The organism is Pseudomonas sp. B611, from assembly GCF_055407965.1.
In genome coordinates, this window is record NZ_JBUZST010000005.1 from 174618 (window position 1) to 196702 (window position 22085).

At 60.9% G+C, this 22085-nt stretch carries 23 protein-coding genes; 10 read left to right on the forward strand and 13 right to left on the reverse strand.

Translation table 11 applies throughout. The features are described 5' to 3' along the window. Nucleotides 1-6: 6 nt before the first annotated feature. Both ACZRMO_RS13540 and ACZRMO_RS13545 read right to left on the reverse strand, forming a co-directional pair. Complete coding sequence (locus ACZRMO_RS13540; RefSeq protein ID WP_463973178.1) at nt 7-1704, reverse strand: copper resistance system multicopper oxidase; 1698 nt, start codon at nt 1702-1704, stop codon at nt 7-9. A 126-nt stretch (nt 1705-1830) separates the two neighbouring features. Beyond that, a complete protein-coding gene (locus tag ACZRMO_RS13545; protein WP_124526581.1) occupies nt 1831-2220 on the reverse strand; it encodes a transcriptional regulator in 390 nt (129 codons plus the stop codon). A 155-nt stretch (nt 2221-2375) separates the two neighbouring features. Between ACZRMO_RS13545 and ACZRMO_RS13550 the strand changes: the two genes are divergently transcribed. After that, nucleotides 2376-2651: a hypothetical protein gene (locus tag ACZRMO_RS13550; RefSeq protein WP_463973179.1), complete on the forward strand. Its 276-nt coding sequence runs from the start codon at nt 2376-2378 to the stop codon at nt 2649-2651. Nucleotides 2652-2765: 114 nt separating this feature from the next. On the opposite strand, the gene ACZRMO_RS13555 is transcribed toward ACZRMO_RS13550, so the two are convergent. Then, nucleotides 2766-4112 carry a DEAD/DEAH box helicase gene (locus ACZRMO_RS13555; RefSeq protein ID WP_124526583.1) on the reverse strand — a complete coding sequence of 449 codons (1347 nt, stop codon included), beginning with the start codon at nt 4110-4112 and terminating at the stop codon, nt 2766-2768. A gap of 193 nt (nt 4113-4305) precedes the next feature. Between ACZRMO_RS13555 and ACZRMO_RS13560 the strand changes: the two genes are divergently transcribed. Then, nucleotides 4306-5604, forward strand: coding sequence for a mechanosensitive ion channel family protein (locus tag ACZRMO_RS13560; protein WP_463973180.1), 1299 nt, complete (start codon nt 4306-4308; stop codon nt 5602-5604). A gap of 83 nt (nt 5605-5687) precedes the next feature. Beyond that, a complete protein-coding gene (locus ACZRMO_RS13565) occupies nt 5688-6968 on the forward strand; it encodes an OprD family porin (RefSeq protein ID WP_463973181.1) in 1281 nt (426 codons plus the stop codon). Here ACZRMO_RS13565 and ACZRMO_RS13570 read toward each other — a convergent pair. Together ACZRMO_RS13570 and ACZRMO_RS13575 are read right to left on the reverse strand one after the other, a co-directional pair. Continuing rightward, on the reverse strand, nt 6965-8542 hold the full coding sequence (locus tag ACZRMO_RS13570; protein ID WP_463973182.1) for an MFS transporter: 1578 nt from the start codon (nt 8540-8542) through the stop codon (nt 6965-6967). The genes ACZRMO_RS13565 and ACZRMO_RS13570 overlap by 4 nt on opposite strands. A gap of 67 nt (nt 8543-8609) precedes the next feature. Then, nucleotides 8610-9254: a hydrolase gene (locus ACZRMO_RS13575; RefSeq protein WP_122485794.1), complete on the reverse strand. Its 645-nt coding sequence runs from the start codon at nt 9252-9254 to the stop codon at nt 8610-8612. Between the two features lie 136 nt (nt 9255-9390). Between ACZRMO_RS13575 and ACZRMO_RS13580 the strand changes: the two genes are divergently transcribed. Beyond that, nucleotides 9391-10296 carry a LysR family transcriptional regulator gene (locus tag ACZRMO_RS13580; RefSeq protein WP_463973183.1) on the forward strand — a complete coding sequence of 302 codons (906 nt, stop codon included), beginning with the start codon at nt 9391-9393 and terminating at the stop codon, nt 10294-10296. Here ACZRMO_RS13580 and ACZRMO_RS13585 read toward each other — a convergent pair. The 3 genes from ACZRMO_RS13585 to ACZRMO_RS13595 form a co-directional block, all read right to left on the reverse strand. After that, the gene (locus ACZRMO_RS13585) at nt 10241-11122 is read right to left on the reverse strand and encodes a carboxylate/amino acid/amine transporter (RefSeq protein ID WP_463973184.1); all 882 of its coding nucleotides are present in this window, start codon (nt 11120-11122) and stop codon (nt 10241-10243) included. The genes ACZRMO_RS13580 and ACZRMO_RS13585 overlap by 56 nt on opposite strands. 203 nt (nt 11123-11325) lie before the next feature. Continuing rightward, entirely contained in the window at nt 11326-11925 is a 600-nt protein-coding gene (locus ACZRMO_RS13590; RefSeq protein WP_463973185.1) for an FMN-dependent NADH-azoreductase, read from the reverse strand. Nucleotides 11926-12076: 151 nt separating this feature from the next. Beyond that, nucleotides 12077-12391, reverse strand: a complete 315-nt coding sequence (locus ACZRMO_RS13595) for a 3-phosphoglycerate kinase (RefSeq protein ID WP_463973186.1) — start codon at nt 12389-12391, stop codon at nt 12077-12079. Between the two features lie 49 nt (nt 12392-12440). Here ACZRMO_RS13595 and ACZRMO_RS13600 point away from each other — a divergent pair, with 49 nt between their 5' ends. From ACZRMO_RS13600 to aqpZ, 5 genes are all read left to right on the forward strand, one after another. Then, the gene (locus tag ACZRMO_RS13600) at nt 12441-13364 is read left to right on the forward strand and encodes a LysR family transcriptional regulator (RefSeq protein WP_124526588.1); all 924 of its coding nucleotides are present in this window, start codon (nt 12441-12443) and stop codon (nt 13362-13364) included. Between the two features lie 14 nt (nt 13365-13378). Continuing rightward, nucleotides 13379-14182 carry an alpha/beta fold hydrolase gene (locus tag ACZRMO_RS13605; RefSeq protein ID WP_463973187.1) on the forward strand — a complete coding sequence of 268 codons (804 nt, stop codon included), beginning with the start codon at nt 13379-13381 and terminating at the stop codon, nt 14180-14182. Nucleotides 14183-14185: 3 nt separating this feature from the next. After that, nucleotides 14186-14749, forward strand: coding sequence for a peptidylprolyl isomerase A (locus ACZRMO_RS13610; protein ID WP_017735360.1), 564 nt, complete (start codon nt 14186-14188; stop codon nt 14747-14749). 93 nt (nt 14750-14842) lie between these two features. After that, nucleotides 14843-16675: an ABC transporter ATP-binding protein gene (locus ACZRMO_RS13615; protein ID WP_463973188.1), complete on the forward strand. Its 1833-nt coding sequence runs from the start codon at nt 14843-14845 to the stop codon at nt 16673-16675. A gap of 287 nt (nt 16676-16962) precedes the next feature. Continuing rightward, nucleotides 16963-17664: an aquaporin Z gene (gene aqpZ / locus ACZRMO_RS13620; protein WP_463973189.1), complete on the forward strand. Its 702-nt coding sequence runs from the start codon at nt 16963-16965 to the stop codon at nt 17662-17664. A 55-nt stretch (nt 17665-17719) separates the two neighbouring features. Here aqpZ and ACZRMO_RS13625 read toward each other — a convergent pair whose 3' ends face one another. The 3 genes from ACZRMO_RS13625 to ACZRMO_RS13635 form a co-directional block, all read right to left on the reverse strand. Then, nucleotides 17720-17968, reverse strand: coding sequence for a BrnA antitoxin family protein (locus ACZRMO_RS13625; protein ID WP_463973190.1), 249 nt, complete (start codon nt 17966-17968; stop codon nt 17720-17722). Then, complete coding sequence (locus tag ACZRMO_RS13630; protein ID WP_124526593.1) at nt 17946-18224, reverse strand: BrnT family toxin; 279 nt, start codon at nt 18222-18224, stop codon at nt 17946-17948. The genes ACZRMO_RS13625 and ACZRMO_RS13630 overlap by 23 nt, the downstream gene beginning before the upstream one ends. 78 nt (nt 18225-18302) lie before the next feature. Then, nucleotides 18303-19427 carry a GNAT family N-acetyltransferase gene (locus ACZRMO_RS13635; protein ID WP_463973191.1) on the reverse strand — a complete coding sequence of 375 codons (1125 nt, stop codon included), beginning with the start codon at nt 19425-19427 and terminating at the stop codon, nt 18303-18305. Between the two features lie 283 nt (nt 19428-19710). Here ACZRMO_RS13635 and ACZRMO_RS13640 point away from each other — a divergent pair, with 283 nt between their 5' ends. Next, complete coding sequence (locus ACZRMO_RS13640) at nt 19711-21054, forward strand: putative porin (RefSeq protein WP_463973192.1); 1344 nt, start codon at nt 19711-19713, stop codon at nt 21052-21054. Nucleotides 21055-21161: 107 nt separating this feature from the next. Here ACZRMO_RS13640 and ACZRMO_RS13645 read toward each other — a convergent pair whose 3' ends face one another. Both ACZRMO_RS13645 and ACZRMO_RS13650 read right to left on the reverse strand, forming a co-directional pair. Further along, nucleotides 21162-21407, reverse strand: coding sequence for an anti-sigma factor family protein (locus tag ACZRMO_RS13645; protein WP_017735354.1), 246 nt, complete (start codon nt 21405-21407; stop codon nt 21162-21164). Then, complete coding sequence (locus tag ACZRMO_RS13650; protein WP_463973193.1) at nt 21401-22015, reverse strand: RNA polymerase sigma factor; 615 nt, start codon at nt 22013-22015, stop codon at nt 21401-21403. Before ACZRMO_RS13650 ends, ACZRMO_RS13645 begins: the two co-directional genes overlap by 7 nt. Between the last annotated feature and the right edge of the window lie 70 nt (nt 22016-22085).

A 22085-nucleotide genomic window follows, 5' to 3' on the forward strand; every position in this document is an offset into this window, starting at 1 on the left:
AGATCCTTATTCATGCACGCGCACCTCACGGAACATGCCCATTTCCATGTGGTACAGCAGGTGGCAGTGATAGGCCCAGCGGCCCAGGGCATCGGCGGTCACGCGGTAGCTGCGCCGGGAGCCGGGCGGCATGTCGATGGTGTGCTTGCGCACCTGGAATTGGCCGTTCTCGTCTTCCAGGTCGCTCCACAGGCCGTGCAGGTGGATCGGGTGGCTCATCATGGTGTCGTTGACCAACACCAGCCGCACTCGCTCGCCGTAAGTCAGTTGCAACGGCTCGGCAGCGGAGAACTTCACCCCATTGAATGACCAGGCGAACTTCTCCATATGCCCGGTGAGATGCAGCTCGATGGTGCGACTGGGGTCGCGGCCGTCGGGGTCTTCGAAGGTGCTGCGCAAGTCGGCGTAGGTGAGGACGCGGCGGCCATTGTTGCGCAGGCCGATGCCAGGGTCGTCGAGCTTGGGCACCGGGCTCATGGCTTGCATGTCCACCAACGGGTTGTTCTGCTCGCTGGCCGGATGGCTTTGCATCGCCATGGCGCTGTGATCCATGCCTTCCATATCCGCCATGGCGCCGTGGTCCATGCCGCCCATGCCCATGTCGTCCATGGTGATCCACGGGCGCGGATCGACGGCCGGGACTGGCGCGGTCAAGCCGACTTGCCGGGCCAGCGTGCCCCGGGCAAAGCCGCTACGGTCCATGGCCTGGGCAAACAGCGTGTAGGCCGGCGCCGTAGGCTCGACCAGCACGTCAAACGTCTCTGCCACGGCAATGCGCAACTCATCGACGCTGACCGGTTGGACCGGCTGGCCATCGGCGGCCACCACGGTCATTTTCAGCCCGGGGATGCGCACGTCGAAATAGCTCATCGCCGAGCCGTTGATAAAGCGCAGGCGAATCGTCTCCCCCGCCGCGAACAGCCCGGTCCAGTTGCGCTCGGGCGGCTGGCCGTTGAGCAGATAGGTGTAGGTCTCGCCGCTGACGTCCGCCAGGTCGGTGGGGTTCATCTTCATTTGCGCCCACATCAGGCGGTCGGCGGCCGTGGCAGACCAGCCCTTCGCCCCGGCATCGCGCACAAAGTCGCCCACAGTGGGCTTGTGCAGGTTGTAGTAGTCGGACTGTTTTTTCAGGGTCTTCATCAGTGCGACGGGGTCTTCATCCGTCCAATCCGAGAGCATCACCACGTAGTCACGCTGGTAACTGAAGGGCTCGGGCTCTTTCGGATCGATCACCAGCGGACCGTATACACCTTGCTGTTCCTGGAACCCGGAATGGCTGTGGTACCAGTAGGTGCCGTGCTGCTTGACGGTGAACTGGTAGACAAACACCCCGCCCGGCTCGATGCCCTTGAAGCTCAGGCCGGGCACGCCGTCCATGGTGGAGGGCAACAAAATGCCGTGCCAGTGGATCGACGTGGGCTCGGCCAGGCGGTTTTTCACGCGCAGGGTCACGGTGTCGCCTTCGCGCCAGCGCAGCAACGGGCCGGGCAGGCTGCCGTTGATGGTCAGCGCGGTGCGGTGGCGGCCGGTGAGGTTGACCGGGGTCTGGTCGATAAACAGGTCAAATTCACTGCCCGCCAACACAGTGGGCTGGCCGGGGCTGGTCAAGGCCCAGACCGGGCTGCGCCAAAGCCCGAGCCCGCCCAGCAGGCCGCCAGCGGCGAGGCTTTTGACAAAGGTGCGTCTGGAGGGTGTGGAATGCATGCCGATTCACGTCCGTCAGGGGAATGGCAGCAGATTAGGGGTGGCCGGCTGTCAGCCACCTTAGCGGCAGATTACCGATCTGACAGGTTCGCCTGGCACCGCAGCGGGTGCCGGGCGCGGTCAAGGTCAGGCGATCTGGGCCTTTGACGCGACTTCGGCGAAGGTGGCCGGGTCCAGCGCATCACCTTGCTCGTCCAGCACTTGGCGCGGGTGGTCGTTGCCCGGGATCGAACTGTCGATCAACGCCAGCAATTGCGCGCCCAACGGCGTCAAGATGAAATTCTCGCCGGTGCCGCCCTCTGCCTCTGGCCGCGGCTCGATGAAACCGCGCTTGAGCAACAGCGCTTCATAATCCGCAGCGGTCTTTTTCAACGCGTCCAGATTGCCCGTGGATTCGCCTGCCGTGGCCTTTTCGGCCGCCTCCTGCTCGGCATACTGGCGCGGGGCGAAGCTGCCCTCACCATTCTGCACTTCGTGCAGCAAGCGCTCGATCAGATCCCAATTGTAAGTCGTCATCCTGATTCCTCCTGCGGGCGAGTGGAAAGTAGCCCGTCTAAAGGTGTGACCGGGCACGTCACTGGCCGTTCAGCCCAATGGACGAGCGTCATTTTTGTGAACTTTCCAGGCGGCGGCGACCTCCACAGAGATATCCCTGCCAAGGAAGTCCACCCATGAAACCCCTGATGAACCTGGCCATCGCGGCCACGTTGCTGGCCGCCCTGCCCGCCTGGGCCTGTACGCCGGAAGAGGCCACGGAAAAGCGCGAGCAACTGGGCCAGGAAGTGGCCAAGCTGACCGAACAGAACGCGACCCAAGCCAAGGAGATGAACGACGAGCTGCAGAAGATGGATCTGGATACGGAAAGTGCTCAGTTCCCTGACAAATGCCAACTGATCGACGCCCGGCTCAAGGAACTCAAGGAAGCGGCGGCCAAAGCCAAGAATTGAAGCCAGAGGCAGGACGCGGAGCGTCCTTGGAGGCATTCCCACGCGGAGCGTGGGAATGATCACCGCGCATAAAAAAACCGGACATACGTCCGGTTTTTTCACATCAGCCCAACCTTACTCGGCAGCCGGTGCTTCTGGCTTGCGGCGCTTGAGCGGGGCCATGCCGTCCTTGCTGACGAGCGACAGGTTGTCGGTCTTCGGCCGGTTGGCGATCTTGCGCTTGGTCGGCGACTTGGCACCGGTTTTCTTCTTGTCACCCTTGGCGTCGGTCTTTTTCTTCTTCACGCCAACAGCCTTGCCCGACGCCTTGACCTTCTTCGGCCCGGTGTAGGTGCCTTTGACTTCCTTGATGGTACGGCGCTCGAACGACTGCTTGAGGTAGCGCTCGATGCTCGACATCAGGTTCCAGTCGCCGTGGCAGATCAGCGAGATGGCCAGGCCATCGTTGCCGGCACGCCCGGTACGGCCGATACGGTGCACGTATTCGTCGCCGCTGCGGGGCATGTCGAAGTTGATCACCAGGTCCAGGCCATCCACGTCGAGGCCGCGGGCGGCAACGTCGGTAGCCACGAGGATTTTCACGCCGCCGGCCTTGAGGCGGTCGATGGCCAGCTTGCGGTCCTTCTGGTCTTTCTCGCCGTGCAGCACGAACGCCTTGTATTCCTGGGCAACCAGGCGGCCGTAGATACGGTCGGCGGCGGCACGGGTGTTGGTGAACACGATGGCCTTCTGATAGGTCTCGTTGGCCAACAGCCAGTTGAGGATCTGCTCTTTGTGCACGTTGTGGTCGGCGGTGATGATCTGCTGACGCGTGGTGGCGTTCAGGTCGCTGACGTTGTTGACCTGCAAGTGCTCAGGGTTGTTCAGGACCTTGGCGACCATCTCGCGCAGGGTCGAACCGCCGGTGGTGGCGGAGAACAGCATGGTCTGCTGGCGGTTGACGCACTCGGCCACCAGGCGCTGCACGTCGTCGGCGAAGCCCATGTCGAGCATGCGGTCGGCTTCGTCCAGCACCAGTACTTCGACTTCCTTGAGGTCAAGGTTGCCGGCGTTGAGTTGCTCGATCATGCGGCCCGGGGTGCCGATCAGGATGTCCGGCACCTTGCGCAGCATGGCGGCCTGGACCTTGAAGTCTTCACCGCCGGTGATGATGCCGGACTTGATGAAGGTGAACTGGGAGAAACGCTCCACTTCCTTCAGGGTCTGCTGGGCCAGCTCGCGGGTTGGCAGCAGGATCAGGGTCTTGATGCTGACGCGAACCTTGGCCGGGCCGATCAGGCGGTTCAGCACCGGCAGGACGAAAGCGGCAGTCTTGCCGCTACCGGTTTGAGCTGTCACCCGCAGGTCACGCCCTTCGAGCGCGAGCGGGATGGCCGCTGCTTGCACAGGCGTTGGCTCGACAAATTTAAGCTCGGCCACGGCTTTGAGCAGGCGTTCGTGCAGGGCGAATTGGGAAAACACGGGTGCTACCTCGAAGAAATACAAAATATCAGCGCCATAGGGTACCGGTTTCGGGCGGCCAAACCGAGTTTCTTTACGCGAACGGTGCTAATCAGCTGCTTTTTTGTGAGCACTTTTGTCCATGAGGCCAACTTTGTAGCACTTCAATGCTCTAATCGCCCCGTCTTGTCCTATAGAAGAATCGGTTTCACCCATGGATATCAAACAGCTCTGGCTCAACGTCCAAGACCTTTGGGGCGCCCTCGATGAACACCCGCTGCTGCACGCCAGCCTCGGCTTTGTGGTGCTGCTGGTGGTGGCGCTGTTGCTCGGACGGGTGGCGCGCTACCTGATCCTGCACACGATCAAATTGCTCGGCCGACAGCCGGCGCTGCACTGGCTCAATGACCTGCGGCATAACAAAGTCTTCCACCGCCTGGCGCAAATGACGCCATCGCTGGTGATCCAGTTCGGCCTGTATCTGGTGCCGGACCTGAGCAAGACCGCGATCCTGTTCATCGGCAATGTGGCCCTGGCAATCAGCATCCTGTTCCTGATGTTGGCCATGAGTGCCCTGCTCAACGCCCTGTTGGACATCTACGCCCGCACCGAACACGCCCGCACCCGCTCGATCAAGGGCTATGTGCAGCTGGCGAAGATGGTCTTGTACGTGTTTGGCGCAATCATCATCGTCGCCACCCTGATCGACCGTTCGCCACTGTTGCTGCTGTCGGGTCTTGGTGCGATGTCGGCGGTGATCCTGTTGGTGTACAAGGACACTCTGCTGTCGTTCGTCGCCAGCGTGCAACTGACCAGCAACGACATGCTGCGGGTCGGCGACTGGATCGAAATGCCCCAGGTCGGCGCCGATGGCGACGTGGTGGACATCACCTTGCACACGGTCAAGGTACAGAATTTCGACAAGACCATCGTCTCCATCCCCACCTGGCGCCTGATGTCCGAGTCGTTCAAGAACTGGCGCGGCATGCAGGCCTCCGGCGGACGGCGGATCAAGCGCAGCCTGTTTATCGACGCCAGCGGCGTGCGCTTCCTGCGTGACGATGAAGAAGTGCGCATGACCCAGGTGCACCTGCTCACCGACTACATCGCGCGCAAGCAGGCCGAGCTCAAGGCCTGGAACGAAGCCCAGGGCCACAGCGCGCAACTGTCGGCGAACCGTCGGCGCATGACCAACCTCGGCACCTTTCGCGCCTACGCCCTGGCCTACCTGAAAAGCCACCCGGACATCCAGCCGAACATGACCTGCATGGTGCGCCAGATGCAAACCACCGCCCAGGGCGTGCCGCTGGAGATCTACTGCTTCACGCGCACGACCGCATGGGCGGATTACGAGCGTATCCAGGGCGACATCTTCGATTACTTGCTGGCGGTGCTGCCGGAGTTTGGCTTGAGCCTTTATCAGCAGCCGAGCGGGAATGACCTGCGGGCCGGGGTGTTGCCGGCCTTGCTCGGCGCCAGTCATCTGTCGGCACCGGAAAAAGCCTTGAGCTAGAGCGATTGAGCACAGCCGTTCAATCGCTGCGCTGAACATTCGGCGACCCTTGGTCTCATTGGAAATCCTTTGAGGCCACGCCGATGCGCGCTCCAACCCTGTTTTCATGCCTGCTGGCCGGCACCTGCAATAGTGTGCTGGCAGCAGGATTGATCGACGATTCAAACCTTGATCTACTCAGCCGCAACTTCTACCTCGACAACAGGGACCGATCCTCCGAGGGCAAGCCGCACAAGGCCGAGTGGGCCCAAGGTTTTATCGCCAACTTCGCGTCCGGCTTCACCCCGGACACGATTGGCCTGGGTGTGGACGCCCACGCCTTTGTCGGCCTGAAACTCGACGGCGGCAGAGGCCATGCCGGCACCGGCCTGCTGCCCGTGGACAACGACGGCCGCAGCGAAAGCGACTACTCCAGCGCGGGCGGCGCGCTCAAGTTGCGCGCGTCAAAAACCACCTTGGCGGTGGGCGAAATGACGGTCGAAACCCCGGTGTTCGACACCTCCGACAAACGCCTGCAACCCGAATACGCCACGGGTTTGTTGCTGGACAGCCACGAAATCGACGCTCTGCACTGGCAAGCCGGCCACTTCACCGCGTTCAAAAACCAGGATGCGTCCACCGGGCATGGCGACTTCAACGGCTATGGCGCCAGCACCCGCAGCGGCGCCATCGACTTTATCGGTGGTCAATTCTTCGAAGGCCAGCCCGTTGGCGGCGCGCTGTACACCTCGCAACTAAGCGATACCTGGCGCCAGTACTACGCCAACCTGCACTGGTCGCCGGCTGATTGGATGTTGGACAGCAATATCTATCGCACAGAAGACCAAGGCCGCGCCGAAGCCGGGGCCATTGCCAACACCGCCTACAGCCTGGCGGGCAAATACAGTTTCGCCGCGCAATCGGTGACCCTGGCCTATCAGAAGATCAACGGCAACACGCCGTTCGACTTTGTCGGTGGTGACTCCATCTACCTGGCCAACTCGATCAAATACGCCGACTTCAACGGCCCCGGCGAAAGCTCGTGGCAGCTTCGCTATGACCTGAACCTCGCCAGCTTTGGCATTCCCGGCTTGAAGTTCATGACTCGCTACGTCACCGGCCGTGGGATCGACGGCACCCAAGCGCCACAGGGCGGCGCGTACAACCCATTCGACACCGACAGTGGCGAGTACCAACCGCAGCAAGGTCGCGGTGGCCGCCACTGGGAGCGGGATATCGACCTGCACTACGTGGTGCAATCCGGCCCGGCCAAGGATTTGTCGGTGCAGCTATCCCATGTCAGCCATCGTGCCAATACGGCCCAGGCCGGGGACGATATCGACCGGGTGTATGTGGTGATCGAATACCCGTTGAAGTGGCGTTAACCCTGAAGAAAGTGGCGAATACCGATCTTCACCCCCTCGGTCTGATACCGCCGCGCCGCCGCTTCAATCTTCAATTCGGCACGGGTCACGCGCTGGTGATGACGCAAGTGGCCGAGCCAGGATTCGTCGTAGAACACTTCACACCAGCGGCGTGGGTCTTGGCTGTCTTGCACCAGGCTCCAGGAAAACGAGCCGTTTCGCTGGCGCATGCGGCGTACCGGGTTCATGGCCTGGGTAAAGGCCCGGATGTGCTGGGGGTCGATGTCATATTCCAACGTCACCATCACCGGGCCACGCTCTTGGTCCTGCCCTTCTGCCAGCAGTGGTTGCGGCCAGTGCAGCGACGGCGCAAGGTCTTCGGCCTTGCGTTGCGGCAGGGCCACGCGCCAGGTCACCAGCACGCCCAACACCAACACGCCACCTGCTGCGCTTAACGCCAAGCTCATGGAGGTGTGACTGGCGACCCAGCCCCAGAGCAAACCGCCCAGGGCCATGGAGCCGAAAAACATCAGGAGATACACCGCCAGCGCCCGTGCCCGTACCCAGGCCGGCACCGAGGTCTGCGCCGCCACCTGGAAGCTGGACAACACGGCAATCCACGCCGCGCCGCTGATCAGCATTACCGGTATCAGCACATAGAAGTCCCGCACCCAGCCCAGGGCAAACAGCACCAAGGCATAGACCAAACTGGCGATGGCGACCAACTTGTCTACCGAAAAGGCCTGGCGCAGTCGCGGCAACAGCATCGCCCCCAACACCGCACCGATACCCACACTGCCCAGCAGTACGCCAAACTGCGCTGCGCTGCCGTGCAACTCACCGCGCACAATCAGCGGCAACAGTGACATGCCAGCACTCGCGCCAAAAAAGAACGCCAGCGTACGCACCAACACCCGTTGCAACGGCCGCGAACTGCGTGCATAACGCCAGCCCACCCGCACGGCGCTGAGCAAACGCTCGGCTGGCAGCACGGCCACTTGCGCCTCACGCCGCCACAACAGCAGCACCGAAATGACCGCAAAAAACGACAGCGCATTCACCGCGAACGTAGCCCAAGGCCCCACCAGGCTCACCAACACACCGGCGATGGCCGGGCCGACAGCACGGGCGAGGTTGGTGCCTACGCTGCTCAGGGCGATGGCTGACGGCACTTCGTCAGCCGGCACCAGTTCCGGTGTCAGCGAAGACCACGCCGGCATCATCAAGGCCGTGCCCACCCCCATGCCCAGAGTCAGCAGCAGCAACAACGGCACCGTCATCATTCCGCTCAACGTCAACACCGCCAGCAGCAACGCCACCGTGGCCATCCACGCCTGCACCATTAACAGATAGCGACGCTTGTCGACGATATCCGCGAGCGCGCCCGCCGGCAGCGCCAGCAGGAACATCGGCGCGGCGCTGGCCACTTGCACCAGGGCGACGGTCATCGGGTTGGCCGACAGCGACGTCATCAGCCAGCCAGCGCCGACCTCATGCATCCAGGTGCCGATATTGGAGGCAATGCTGGCGAGCCATAGCCCACGGAAGATCGAGTGTTTCAACGGGCTCCACGGGGAGCGGGCAGTGGTGGTCATGGGGCGAACCTGATCGAAAAATGCGCAAAAAAAAGCCACAACCCAAGGGCTGTGGCTCCCAACCGAGTTACTTGACCTGACGCTGCGGCGCGCCGTGCACCATGGTGTAGGCGTAGTCCACGCCCATGCCGTAGGCGCCGCTGTGGTCGCGCACCAGGTCCATCACTTCGTCGTAGGTTTCTTTGTGCGCCCAGTCGCGCTGGTATTCGAGCAGCACTTGCTGCCAGGTCACCGGTACTGCGCCAGCCTGGATCATGCGCTGGATCGACATGTCATGGGCCTCTTTGGTAGTGCCGCCCGACGCGTCGGTGACGATGTACACCTCGTAGCCTTCGGCCAGGGCTTCCAGGGCCGGGAAGTTCAGGCAGACCTCGGTCCATAGCGCGGCCATGATCAGTTTCTTGCGGCCAGTGGCTTTCACGGCAGCGACCAGCGCCTTGTCTTCCCAGGAGTTCATCGAGGTGCGCTCGATAGGCTGCTGGTCAGGAAACACACTCAGCAGTTCCGGCCAGATGTAGCCGCTGAAGCTTTTGGTTTCTACCGACGTGAAGATGGTCGGCACGTTGAAGATCTTGGCCGCCTTGGCCAAGGCCACGGTGTTGTTCTTCAGGGTTTGGCGGTCGATGGACTGCACGCCAAAAGCCATCTGTGGCTGGTGGTCAATCAGGATCAGGGTGGAGTTGGATGGGTTGAGCAATTCGCGAATGGACATGGTTGGCTTCCCTTAATGACTTGGTTTTTTAGTTGCTTCCAGCGTTGCTGGCGGCTTGGAAGTAACTTTACGGGCTAGCCAATATCGAGACAATTACCTAAAATATGGATTCATTGATTCTATAAAAGGGACAATCATGGACCGTATCGAATGCATGCGCGCATTCGTCGTCACCGTCGGCGAAAACGGCTTTGCCGCTGCGGCCCGTGCGATGGACGTGCCTCGCTCAAAAGTCAGTAAACAGATCCAGGCGCTTGAAGACGCCATCGGTGTGCAGTTGTTGCAACGCACCACCCGCAGCCTGCATTTGACCGAGGCCGGCGCCGAGTATTTTGAAGCCGCCCGGGAGGTGATCGCGGCCCTCGACGAAGCGGAGCAGCGTGCACGGGACGGTATTGGCGAGTTGCGCGGCGTATTGCGAGTGAACGCGCCGATGTCTTTTGGCTTGCATCGGCTGGGGCGGTTGATTCCGCTGTTCCATGAACAGCACCCCAATATCGAATTGCAACTGGTACTCAGCGATCAACAAGTGGACCCGGTGCGCGGCGGCTTCGACGTCACCATCCGCATCGCCAGCCTGCCCGATTCCACTATGATCGCCCGCCAACTGGCGCCGGCCCCGCGCATCATGGTGGCATCGCCGGCCTACCTGAAACGTGCCGGCACACCGCAATCGCCACAAGACCTGCGCCAGCATCAATGCTTGAACTACGGTTACCTGCAAAGCGGCGTCAGCCTGCAACTGAGCAACGGCAAAGACACCCAGCGTGTCAACGTCACCGGCCCCCTGCACGCCAACAACGGTGACTTGCTGGCCCAGGCGGCCGAAGCGGGAATGGGCATTGCGCTGCTGCCGGACTTCATCGTCGAACAGGCACTGGCCGCCGGGCGCCTGGTGCCGGTGCTCTGCGAATGGCAGGCGCCGGCGATTTCGGTGAACGCCGTGTATTCATCGGCGCGGCGGGTGCCACAGAAGACGCGGGCGTTTATCGAGTTTTTGGTGGCGCAATTGGCGCCATCGAACGAGCCCCCAACCGACTGATCCACACCGCCGCCAAAATCACCAACCCACCCAGCGCCAACCGCCCCAGCGGCTCATGCTGGTTCCAGATCAGCAGGTTCAACAACAACCCCACCGGCACATGCAGGTTGTTCATCACCGCCAGCGTGCCGCCCTGCACCAGGCAGGCACCCTTGTTCCACCAATACATGCCCAGCGCCGTGCTGACCAAGCCGAGGAACACCAGCACGCCCCATTGCAGCGGCGCATCGGGCAGGTAGTTGGACTTGCCGAACAGCAGGAACGCCGGCAACACCACCAGCAACGCGCCCACATAGAAGAAGCCAAAGCGCCGGTAATGCGGCAGGTCACTCGGGTAACGTTTCACCAAATGCTTGTACATCACCTGCCCGGCGGCGTAGGTGAAGTTGGCCAGTTGCAACAGCAGGAAGCCGCCGAGGAAGTGCGGGGTGATCTGGTCGAAGCGGATCACCGCCGCGCCCGCCACCGCCACCAATGCGGCGACCAGCGCCCAGGGGTTGAAGCGCCGGTTGAGCGCATCTTCGATCAAGGTCACATGCAACGGCGTAAGAATGGTGAACAGCAGCACCTCGGGCACCGTGAGCACGCGAAAGCTCAAGTACAGACACACGTAGGTCACGCCGAATTGCAGCGCGCCGATCACCAGCATGCCGCGCATGAACCCCGGTTCCACCGAGCGCCAGCGGGTCAGCGGGATAAACACCAGCCCGGCCAACAGCACACGCACCAGCACGGCGAAGTAGCTGTCGACGTGACCGGCGAGGTATTCGCCGATCAAGCTGAAGGAAAATGCCTGAATCAGGGTGACAACCAGTAGATAGCCCATGCGCGCCTCGTTTCGAATGGGCGGGACATTAAAGGTTTTCGACGGTTGAAGAAACTCAAGGCAAAAAAAACCCGACCTCGCTAAAGCGGCAGTCGGGTAGGAGCACTCAGGAGCAAAAAGTGCAAAGGGAGGTTCATTACGCGTACTTGAAGGGTTTGCGTGGGGCTAGATAAACACGGCGCGATTATCTGGCGATTAAAGGATCAGGCCACCTGTGCCAGCAAGGCCCTGGCGTGATTGATGCCTTTTTCCTGGAAGTCGCCGCTCAGGTTCACCCCTTCGGCATGAATGAAGGTGACGTCATGGATACCGATAAAGGCCATGACCTGACGCAGGTACGGTTCCTGGTGATCCGACGTCGCACCGGTATGGATGCCGCCGCGAGCGGTCAGCACAATGGCACGCTTGCCGGTGAGCAAGCCCTGCGGGCCGGTGGCCGTGTACTTGAAGGTCACACCGGCACGCAACACGTGGTCCAGCCAGGCTTTCAGGGTGCTGGGGATGGCGAAGTTGTACATCGGCGCGGCCATGACCAGGACATCGGCGGCCAGCAGTTCATCGGTCAATTCGTTGGAGCGGTCGAGGGAGGCCTGTTCGTTGCCATTGCGCTGATCCGCAGGTTTCATCCAGCCGCCGAGCAAGTTGGCGTCCAGGTGGGGAACCGGGTTGAGCGCCACATCACGCACGGTCATGGTGTCCGCTGGATGTGCAGCCTGCCATTGGCTGATGAACTGCTGGGTCAGCTGGCGGGAGATCGAATCCTGCTGACGGGCGCTGCTTTCGATGATCAGAACGTTGGACATGGCTGGGTAGGCTCCATCGGTAAATGCTGTAAGGCGATGGAGTAGAGATTAAACAGAGCCAATTCGATAAAAAAGCGCAAAAAACTGCTATAACCCATCTATAAATTTGTTTATAAGCGGAGTATTCCTATGGACATGCTCCGCTGTCGGGTTATTTCGGGCCGCACGCCAGGGCGATGCGCATCTTGAGAATGGCGCGGTTGAACTTGACCGTGGTGTCGGTGCTTTTCCCCGCTGGCACCGTGACCTTGCGATTGCGCGGCGCCTCCGGGCCGTTGGTGAAGGTTACCGAACACACTGCATCGTGGGTGCCGTAGTTATTCAGGCGGATCGAACTGATGTCGCCGTCCACATCAGAGGCGGTGTAATCAATGCTCACGCCGTCGATCTTTTTCGTCACGTCGATGGGGTAGGCAAACGCGCTCATCGGCAACAGCGCCAGCAACACACAACAGAATTTTCTCATTCGGCAGTCTCCAATAAGGACCGCCAGCTTAGGACAAGAGGAACCCATCTTGAAAGCGCCCCGCGTTACCCTCGATCAATGGCGCACGCTGCAAGCCGTGGTCGACCATGGCGGCTTCGCCCAGGCGGCTGAAGCACTGCACCGTTCGCAGTCCTCGGTGAGCTACACCGTGGCCCGCATGCAAGACCAGCTTGGCGTACCGCTGCTGCGCATCGACGGGCGCAAAGCCGTGCTCACCGACGCCGGTGAAGTGCTGCTGCGCCGCTCGCGCCAGTTGGTCAAAAACGCCAGCCAACTGGAAGACCTCGCCCACCATATGGAACAAGGCTGGGAAGCCGAAGTGCGCCTGGTGGTAGACGCCGCCTACCCGAATGCGCGCCTCGTCCGTGCCCTCTCCGCCTTTATGCCGCAAAGCCGTGGTTGCCGTGTGCGTTTGCGCGAGGAGGTGCTGTCCGGCGTCGAAGAATTGCTGATAGAAGGCGTCGCCGACCTGGCCATCTGCGGCTTCAGCATTCCCGGCTACCTGGGCACGGAGATGAGCGACGTGGAATTTGTCGCCGTGGCCCACCCCGACCATGCCTTGCACCGCATGCATCGCGAATTGAGCTTCCAGGACCTGGAAAGCCAGATGCAGGTGGTGATCCGCGACTCTGGCCGCCAGCAACCGCGCGATGTCGGCTGGCTCGGCGCCGAACAGCGCTGGACCGTCGGCAGCCTGGCCACCGCTGCGGCCTTTGTCGGCAGCGGCCTGGGCTTTGCCTGGTTGCCCCGGCACATGATCGAACGCGAACTCGCCGAAGGCGTGCTCAAGCAGCTACCCTTGGAACAGGGCGGCAGCCGCCACCCGACGTTCTTCCTGTACTCAAACAAGGACAAACCTTTGGGGCCGGCAACGCAGATCCTCGTGGAACTGCTGCGCACCTTTGACACCGCCCCCTTGGACGCGCCTTTCGCCGCCCCCCAGCAAGCCTGAAACGGAGTTCAAGCATGGCCTGGTTCGACCACGAAGGATGCAGCCTGCACTACGAGGAATACGGCCACGGCACGCCGCTGATCCTGATCCACGGCCTGGGCTCCAGCAGCCAGGATTGGGAATTGCAGATCCCCGTGCTGGCCAGGCATTACCGCCTGATCGTGGTGGACGTGCGCGGCCATGGGCGCTCGGACAAACCCCGTGAGCGCTACAGCATCCAGGGTTTCACCTTTGACCTGCTGGCCCTGATCGAACACCTGGACCTGCCGCCCGCCCACGTGGTGGGTTTGTCCATGGGCGGCATGATCGCCTTCCAACTGGCGGTGGACGAACCGGCCCTGGTCAAGAGCCTGTGCATCGTCAACAGCGCGCCCGAGGTCAAGGTGCGCAGTGCCAACGACTATTGGCAGTGGGCCAAGCGCTGGAGCCTGGCGCGCGTGCTCAGCCTGGCCACGATTGGCAAGGCCCTGGGCGACCGGCTGTTCCCCAAGCCGGACCAGGCCGACCTGCGCCGCAAGATGGCCGAGCGCTGGGCAAAAAACGACAAACGTGCTTATCTCGCCAGCTTCGATGCGATTGTGGGCTGGGGCGTGCAGGAACGACTTTCGCGAATCACCTGTCCAACCCTGGTCATCAGCGCCGACCACGACTACACCCCCGTGGCGCAAAAACAAAACTATGTAAAACTGCTGCCCGATGCGCGGCTGGTGGTGATCGCAGATTCCCGCCATGCCACGCCCTTGGACCAACCCGAAGTCTTTAACGCTACCTTGCTCGATTTTCTAAAGACAGTCGAAACCACTACCCAGGATCACTGACCCATGCTGAAAAAAATCGCCTTCTTTGCCGGTTCTGTTCTGTTCGCTGCCAACCTGATGGCGGCCGAACCTGCCAAGGCGCCCCACGTGCTGATTTCCACCACCAACGGCGACATTGAAATCGAACTGGACCCGGTCAAGGCGCCGATCAGTACCAAGAACTTCCTCGCCTACGTGGACAAGGGTTTCTACACCAACACAATCTTCCACCGCGTGATCCCGGGCTTCATGGTCCAGGGCGGTGGGTTCACCACGCAGATGTCGCAAAAGCCGACCGAAGCGCCGATCCGCAACGAAGCCAGCAATGGCCTGCATAACGTGCGCGGCACCTTGTCCATGGCCCGCACCAACGACCCGAACTCGGCCACCAGCCAATTCTTCATCAACGTCGCCGACAATGCGTTCCTCGACCCAGGCCGCGACGCCGGTTATGCCGTATTCGCCAAAGTGGTCAAGGGCATGGACGTCGTCGACATCATCGTCAACTCCCAGACCACCACCAAACAGGGCATGCAGAACGTGCCAATCGATCCTGTCCTGATCAAGTCGGCCAAGCGCATCGACTGAGGTCTGCAGGGCTTTTTCAGGTAGCCCCGCGCGTGGCCCACAAGGCCGCGCGCGCATTTGAAAGGAGAGCCCGCCAGGCGGGCGTCAACCCTAATGCTCTATCGTCGTTTTGAACAACTGATCGATATTTTCCGCGACGCCCCCAGCGACGCCCCGCCCGATAAAGTCCTGCCCTTCTACCTCTATTACCTACGCCAGGTGTGGCCGCATTTTGCCGCCTTGCTGGTGGTGGGCCTGATCGGTGCATTGATCGAGGTCGCGCTGTTCAGCTACCTCAGCCGCATCATCGACCTGGCCCAGGGCACGCCGCCCGCGAATTTCTTCCAGGTGCACAGCACCGAGCTGATCTGGATGGCCGTGGTCGCCCTGCTGTTGCGCCCGATCTTCGGCGCCTTGCACGACCTGTTGGTGCACCAGACCATCAGCCCCCGCATGACCAGCCTGATCCGCTGGCAGAACCACAGCTACGTGCTCAAGCAGAGTCTGAATTTCTTCCAGAACGACTTCGCCGGGCGCATCGCCCAGCGCATCATGCAAACCGGCAACTCCCTGCGCGACTCCGCCGTGGCGGCGGTGGACGCGATCTGGCACGTGGCGATCTACGCCATCAGTTCCCTGGTGCTGTTTGCCGAGGCCGACTGGCGCCTGATGATCCCGCTGGTGACGTGGATCATCAGCTACAGCCTGGCCCTGCGCTACTTCGTGCCACGGGTGAAGGAGCGCTCGGTGATTTCCTCCGAGGCGCGCTCCAAGCTGATGGGCCGCATCGTCGACGGCTACACCAATATCACCACCTTGAAGCTGTTCGCCCATACCCAGTCTGAGCAGCAGTACGCCAAGGAAGCGATCATCGAGCAGACCGAAAAAACCCAGCTGGCCAGCCGTGTGATCACCAGCATGGACATCGTGATCACCAGCATGAATGGGCTGCTGATCGTGAGCACCACCGGCCTGGCCCTGTGGCTGTGGACGCAGTCGCTGATTTCCGTGGGCGCGATTGCCCTGGCGACCGGCCTGGTGATCCGTATCGTCAACATGTCCGGCTGGATCATGTGGGTGGTCAACGGCATTTTTGAAAACATCGGCATTGTGCAGGACGGCTTGAAAACCATCGCCCAGCCCCTGGCCGTGGTCGACCGCGAAAACGCCCCGCGCCTGACAGTACCCCGTGGCGAAGTGCGCTTTGAACAGGTGGATTTCCACTATGGCAAAAAGAGCGGGATCATTGGCGGGCTGAACCTGGAGATCAAGGCTGGCGAGAAAATCGGCCTGATCGGCCCGTCCGGCGCCGGCAAATCCACCCTGGTCAACCTGTTGCTGCGCCTGTACGACCTGCAAGGCGGGCGCATCCTGATCGACGGGCAGAACATCGCCGAGGTTGCGCAGGAGTCCTTGCGCGAACAGATCGGCATGATCACCCAGGACACTTCCCTGCTGCACCGCTCGATCCGCGAAAACCTGTTGTACGGCAAGCCGGACGCTACCGACGAAGAACTCTGGGCTGCCATCCACAAGGCCCGTGCCGATGAGTTCATCCCCCTGCTGTCGGACGCCGAAGGCCGCACCGGGCTGGACGCCCACGTGGGCGAGCGCGGGGTGAAACTTTCCGGTGGGCAACGCCAGCGCATCGCCATTGCCCGCGTGCTGCTCAAGGATGCGCCGATCCTGATCATGGACGAAGCCACCTCGGCCCTGGACTCGGAAGTGGAAGCGGCGATCCAGGAGAGCCTGGAAACCCTGATGCAAGGCAAGACCGTGATTGCGATTGCGCACCGCTTGTCGACCATTGCACGCATGGACCGCCTGGTGGTGCTGGAGAAGGGCCAGATTGCCGAGACGGGCAGCCATGCCGAGTTGCTGGCCCATGGTGGGTTGTATGCGCGGTTGTGGCAGCACCAGACGGGAGGGTTTGTAGGTATCGACTGAACATTTCAGGGCATACACAAATCAAAAATGTGGGAGCGGGCTTGCTCGCGAATACGGAGTGTCAGTCACCAGATGAGTAGCTGACCCACCGCCTTCGCGAGCAAGCCCGCTCCCACATTTGATCAGTGCCCGGCGCCAGATTTCGTTGGGCCCCTCCCCATGTGGGCACTGGATTTGTGCCACATCCCTGCTGTAATCAACGCAGTGCCCAGACGGGCGCTGTAGTAAATGCAGGGAGCATTACTGTTTTACTGATTCGGTAGAGCGATCTATCAAGGACGTGTTCCATGTCTTTGTTCAAGCGTTCAGTCACGGAGAGTCTAGGTACGTTTTGGCTGGTGTTGGGCGGTTGCGGGAGTGCGGTGTTGGCCGCGGCGTTTCCGGCAGTCGGGATCGGTTTGCTGGGGGTGTCCCTGGCGTTCGGGCTCACGGTGTTGACCATGGCGTTGGCCATCGGCCATATCAGCGGTTGTCACCTCAACCCGGCGGTGTCGGTGGGGCTGGTGGTGGGCGGCAGGTTTCCGGCCAAGGAGTTACCCGCGTACATCGTCGCCCAGGTTATCGGCGGCACGGTTGCCGCGGCCTTGCTGTACTTCATTGCCAGCGGCAAGCCAGGCTTTGAACTGGCGTCGGGCCTGGCGTCCAACGGCTATGGCGAGCATTCGCCCGGCGGTTATTCGATGGCGGCGGGGTTTGTCTGTGAGCTGGTGATGACGGCGATGTTCGTGCTGATCATCCTCGGCGCCACCGACCACCGCGCCCCGAAGGGCCTCGCGCCCATCGCCATCGGCCTGGCTTTGACGCTGATCCACCTGATCTCCATTCCCGTCACCAACACCTCGGTCAACCCCGCGCGCAGTACGGGGCCAGCCTTGATCGTCGGCGGGTGGGCGATCCAGCAATTGTGGATGTTCTGGCTCGCGCCGATCCTTGGCGCGGTGATCGGCGGTGTGACCTATCGATGGCTGGGCAAGGAGGAGTCGGCCTGAGACAAAGCGGGCTCAGCCCTGCCAGCAAGGCAGGGCTGAAACTCCCGAACTGTTTTCAGCCTTGATGGGCCTGCATGTACTGGCGCAATAGCTGATTAATACGCGTCTGGTAGCCAGTACCCTGGCCTTTGAACCACTCCAGGACATCCGCATCAAGTCGAATCGTGACGGCTTGTTTTACCGGAACACGTAAGTCAGCACGCTTGAAAAAGTCGGCGTCCAACTCAGGAATATCACTGGTATCGATTTCTTCGTCATTCATCTTGGCCAGGCGCTCCCAATCAGTTTTCGATGTTTGCGTCATAATATTTGGCCTCCTTCTTGGTTGCTTTTCGGGCGGAAATGATACGAATCACATCACCACTCCGTTCGGTGTATACGACCACACCCATTAACATTTTGATCCAGCCAATACTGATCCAACGCTCTTCGCCATAATCCACTCGATCATCGCGCAAGGCCAGCATTGGATGCCGAAAGATATCGGGAACGTCATTGAAATCGATGCCGTGCTTAGCAATATTGGCCTCATTCTTGGATTCATCCCATTCAAAAAGCATGGCACATCCTGTATGTACTTTTGTACATACAGGATGTGCCATTTCTTTCTTCCTTAAAAGGGCTACCAGACCACCGGCTTAGTTCTGCCGATACGGCAACGCCGCCCGCGCCTCTTTGGCATACGCCACAATCCCCACCCGCTCACGCTCGAGGAAATCCTCCACGGCGCTCTTCAACCCCGCATGCCGCAAGTAGTGCCACGACCGCGTAATCACCGGTTCAAACCCGCGAATCAACTTGTGCTCACCCTGCGCCCCGGCGTCAAAGCGTTGCACGCCATGGGCGATGGCGTAGTCCATGCCCTGGTAGAAGCAGGTTTCAAAATGCAGGCGGTCGAACTCCGCCAGGCAGCCCCAGTAGCGGCCGTAGAAGCTGTCGCCGCCGATCAGGCTGAACGCCATGGCCACCGGCCGTGTGCCTTGCTTGGCCAGCACCACGCGGATCGCTTCGGGCATACGCTCGGCGAGCAGGCTGAAAAACGCGCGGGTCAGGTACGGCGATTGGCGGCGCACCGCATAGGTGTTGGCGTAGCAGGCGTAGACAAAATCCCACTGCGCTTCGCTCAGCTCATGGCCTTGCAACCATTCAAAGTCGATGCCCTGCCCGGCCACTTGTTCGCGCTCTTTGCGCATCTGTTTGCGCTTGCGTGAGCTGAGGGCATCAAGGAAGTCCTGGAAGTCGCGGTAGCCACGGTTCTGCCAGTGAAACTGACAGCCCAGACGCTGCAACCAGCCCGGCTGATTGGCCAGCGCATCATCGGCCAAGCCGTCGGTGAAGTTGATATGGGCGCTGGAGAGCCCTTCGATTTCCAGGTAACCCGGCAGGCTTTTGAGCAGTTCAAAACCGTCCTCGACACTCGCCGCCAGCAGGCGTGGCCCACTGACCGGGCTGAACGGCACGGCGGTGAGCAGCTTGGGATAGTAATCGATGCCGGCCCGCTCGCAGGCGTCGGCCCAGCCGTGATCGAACACGTACTCGCCATAGGAGTGCCACTTGCGATAACTGGGCAGTGCCGCCACCAGCCGCTCGCCCTCCCAGTGCAGTAAATGTTCCGGCTGCCAACCCGAATGCGGGCCAACGCTGCCGCTGTCTTCCAAGGCACTGAGGAACGCGTGCCGCACAAACGGCTGGGCGTCTGGCACCAGTGCATCCCAGGTCTGCGGGGCGATTTCGGACAGTCTGGTCAGACGTTGCAGCGGCATCGGAATCCTCATTGCTCAGGGGCGTAAAAGCCTCGCGAGTATCGCTTATCGCCGGCTTTCGCACACCCTCGAATCGCCGGACAAGGCCCCAAACAAATAGTTCCAATCATGAAAAATTTGTCATGTAGATGACATCACTTCGCCACTGCTCCGTCATAAACGATCGCGATACTGACGCCTGTTTTTAGAGCGTCTGGTGCTACCAGGCGGCTATTTTTCCGTCCGTCATCGGTCGGTTGTGTCCTGGATGGTTTGCCATCCCTCCTCACTTTCGGAGATTGATATGCGTCTTGCTTCCACTAAAACTGCGGCGATCCTGTGCGGCGGCCTGTTGCTGGCCCTGAGCGTACCGGCCAACGCTGCAGTCGACGCTAAATTGCTCGACATGCTCAAGGCCAACGGCCAGATCACCAATGCCCAGTACAGCGAATTGCAAGCTGAGCTGGCACGGGACCAGAAAGATCAGCAGATCGCACGGCAAGCTCAACAAGAGACCAACGAACAGATCGCGGCCACCGCGAAGAAAACCAACGAACTGAGCAGCTTCGACCAGAAACTGGCCTGGGCGGCCAAGACTCAATTCAAAGGCGATGTGCGCATGCGTCACGAGACCATCAAGGTCGAAGGCGAAAACGGCGTCACCCGTGCCGGCGTCACTGGCCGTGACAAGGACCGTGAACGCATCCGCGCACGTCTGGGCGCTTACACCGAGATCAACCCGCAAGTGGACACCGGTATCCGTATCGCCACCGGCGGCGGCAGCGATGCGCGCTCCACCAACCAGGACCTGGATGGCTACTTCGATAAGAAATCGATCTGGCTGGACCTCGGCTACATCGACTACCACCCGGACCAGATCAAAAACCTGCACATCATCGGCGGCAAGATGCTGCAACCCTGGGTCAACATGGGCGATGTGATCTGGGATAGCGACATCAACCCCGAAGGCCTGGCCGTTACCTACAAGTACCCACTGGGCGGCAGCGCCGAACTGTTCGGTAGCCTGGGCAACTACAACCTCAAGGACAACGTGGACGGTGACGGCGTGCAGTACCGCCATGACCTGCGCCTGACCACCGGCCAGTTGGGCACCCGTTTCTCGGTCACCGACAACTTGAAAATGACCCTGGGCGGCAGCGTCTACGCCTACCAGAACGATGAAGACAGCCGCGCCTCCGGCACCAGCACACCGAACGTGTTGGCAACCAACGGCAACACCCCTAACGGCGAGTTCCGCCTGTATGAAGGCTTCGGTCAAGTCGATATCGGCGGCCTGGCAGTACCGCTGTCGTTCTACGGTCAGTACGTGAAAAACAATGACGCCATCGACGACGAAGACACCGCCTGGTTGCTGGGTGCCAAGTCCAAGGTGTTCGGGTTCAACCTGGACTACAACTACCGCGACGTGCAGAAAAACGCGGTGGTGGGTGCCTTTACCGACTCGGACTTCGGCGGTGGCTTCACCGGTTCCCGTGGCCACAAGTTCAAGGTTGGCTACGACATCGACAAAAACTTCTCCGTCGGTGCCACGTACTTCCTGACCAAGACCGACACCTACAGCCGCACGATGCTGAACGAAAGCGCCAAGGCCAACACCTTCCAGCTGGACGCAGAAGCCAAGTTCTAAATATGAGTGCTTGAAGCCTTGGGCCAGGACGGCCCGAGGTGGCTGCAACAGCCTTGCGTGGTTGGATCGGTCCCCATCATCCGTTCGATCCCGCCACGCGAGCCTGCTTATTCCCCGCCTTTCTGATCCTTGAGCCGTTCGGCAGCCAGCTGCTGCGCCAAGGCATCCACATCCCCCACCGGCTCGTCCGGCAGTATTTTCAGCGTGGCCTGCATCAAGCGCATCTGGCGGATAAACCGTCGGCAGTTCGGGCAAAACATCAGGTGATGACGCACCAACAGGCGTTCGCGAAAGGTCAGTTGCCCATCGAGATAGTCACTGGAACGTGCCACTTGTTCTTTACAGGTCAACATTCGCCCGTTTCCTCAAAATGCTCCACCGTGGCGAAGACTTTAAGCCGTGCTCGATGCAGCAGCACACGGACATTGGAGAGTGAGAGCGTCAGAAGATTACAGATCTCTTCCAACTCCAGGCCTTGGCGTTCACGCAATACCAGCACGCTGCTTTGCAACTCCGACAGGCTCAGCAAGGTGTGCTCCAGACAATCACGCAGTTCATCCTCGGTGAGCAGGGCTTCCGGGGTGTCCTGGTGCCAGGCGTACGGGGCGACGGCCCAGTGGCCATCATCGGGGGTAAAACGATCATCACCAATCGTGCCATGGGGTGACGGCAGATCATCCAGCAGCACTTCGCGGCGGTTCTGCTTGTAGCGGCCCTTGGCGGCGTTGGCGGTGATGGTCAGCAGCCAGGTCTTGAGGCTGGAGCGGCCTTCGAACTTGGACAAGTTACGCACCACCGACAGCCAGGCATCCTGGACGATTTCATCGGCATGGCGCTGGCCGACGATGGCATAGGCCACCGCGCGCATGGCGCTCTGGTAGGTGGTGACCAATTCCTTGTAGGCCCGCTGCTCACCCTTGAGCAGGCGTTCAAGCAGGTGCCCGTCGTCGGCTGCTGCCATTGTCTACCTCAATGCGATAGGTGTGAGATCTGGCTTTTTGTGGGAGCTGGCTTGCCTGCGATGCAGACAC

Excerpts from the sequence above, each read along its gene's own strand:
- ACZRMO_RS13615 (WP_463973188.1), top strand. The coding sequence starts at position 14,843 with ATGCTCTATCGTCGTTTTGAACAACTGATCGATATTTTCCGCGACGCC.
- ACZRMO_RS13630 (WP_124526593.1), bottom strand. The coding sequence starts at position 18,224 with ATGCTTTTTGAATGGGATGAATCCAAGAATGAGGCCAATATTGCTAAG.
- ACZRMO_RS13565 (WP_463973181.1), top strand. The coding sequence starts at position 5,688 with ATGCGCGCTCCAACCCTGTTTTCATGCCTGCTGGCCGGCACCTGCAAT.
- ACZRMO_RS13590 (WP_463973185.1), bottom strand. The coding sequence starts at position 11,925 with ATGTCCAACGTTCTGATCATCGAAAGCAGCGCCCGTCAGCAGGATTCG.
- ACZRMO_RS13635 (WP_463973191.1), bottom strand. The coding sequence starts at position 19,427 with ATGCCGCTGCAACGTCTGACCAGACTGTCCGAAATCGCCCCGCAGACC.
- ACZRMO_RS13570 (WP_463973182.1), bottom strand. The coding sequence starts at position 8,542 with ATGACCACCACTGCCCGCTCCCCGTGGAGCCCGTTGAAACACTCGATC.
- ACZRMO_RS13605 (WP_463973187.1), top strand. The coding sequence starts at position 13,379 with ATGGCCTGGTTCGACCACGAAGGATGCAGCCTGCACTACGAGGAATAC.
- ACZRMO_RS13560 (WP_463973180.1), top strand. The coding sequence starts at position 4,306 with ATGGATATCAAACAGCTCTGGCTCAACGTCCAAGACCTTTGGGGCGCC.
- ACZRMO_RS13545 (WP_124526581.1), bottom strand. The coding sequence starts at position 2,220 with ATGACGACTTACAATTGGGATCTGATCGAGCGCTTGCTGCACGAAGTG.
- ACZRMO_RS13625 (WP_463973190.1), bottom strand. The coding sequence starts at position 17,968 with ATGACGCAAACATCGAAAACTGATTGGGAGCGCCTGGCCAAGATGAAT.
- ACZRMO_RS13575 (WP_122485794.1), bottom strand. The coding sequence starts at position 9,254 with ATGTCCATTCGCGAATTGCTCAACCCATCCAACTCCACCCTGATCCTG.
- ACZRMO_RS13585 (WP_463973184.1), bottom strand. The coding sequence starts at position 11,122 with ATGGGCTATCTACTGGTTGTCACCCTGATTCAGGCATTTTCCTTCAGC.
- aqpZ (WP_463973189.1), top strand. The coding sequence starts at position 16,963 with ATGTCTTTGTTCAAGCGTTCAGTCACGGAGAGTCTAGGTACGTTTTGG.
- ACZRMO_RS13550 (WP_463973179.1), top strand. The coding sequence starts at position 2,376 with ATGAAACCCCTGATGAACCTGGCCATCGCGGCCACGTTGCTGGCCGCC.
- ACZRMO_RS13540 (WP_463973178.1), bottom strand. The coding sequence starts at position 1,704 with ATGCATTCCACACCCTCCAGACGCACCTTTGTCAAAAGCCTCGCCGCT.
- ACZRMO_RS13610 (WP_017735360.1), top strand. The coding sequence starts at position 14,186 with ATGCTGAAAAAAATCGCCTTCTTTGCCGGTTCTGTTCTGTTCGCTGCC.
- ACZRMO_RS13640 (WP_463973192.1), top strand. The coding sequence starts at position 19,711 with ATGCGTCTTGCTTCCACTAAAACTGCGGCGATCCTGTGCGGCGGCCTG.
- ACZRMO_RS13595 (WP_463973186.1), bottom strand. The coding sequence starts at position 12,391 with ATGAGAAAATTCTGTTGTGTGTTGCTGGCGCTGTTGCCGATGAGCGCG.
- ACZRMO_RS13650 (WP_463973193.1), bottom strand. The coding sequence starts at position 22,015 with ATGGCAGCAGCCGACGACGGGCACCTGCTTGAACGCCTGCTCAAGGGT.
- ACZRMO_RS13645 (WP_017735354.1), bottom strand. The coding sequence starts at position 21,407 with ATGTTGACCTGTAAAGAACAAGTGGCACGTTCCAGTGACTATCTCGAT.
- ACZRMO_RS13580 (WP_463973183.1), top strand. The coding sequence starts at position 9,391 with ATGGACCGTATCGAATGCATGCGCGCATTCGTCGTCACCGTCGGCGAA.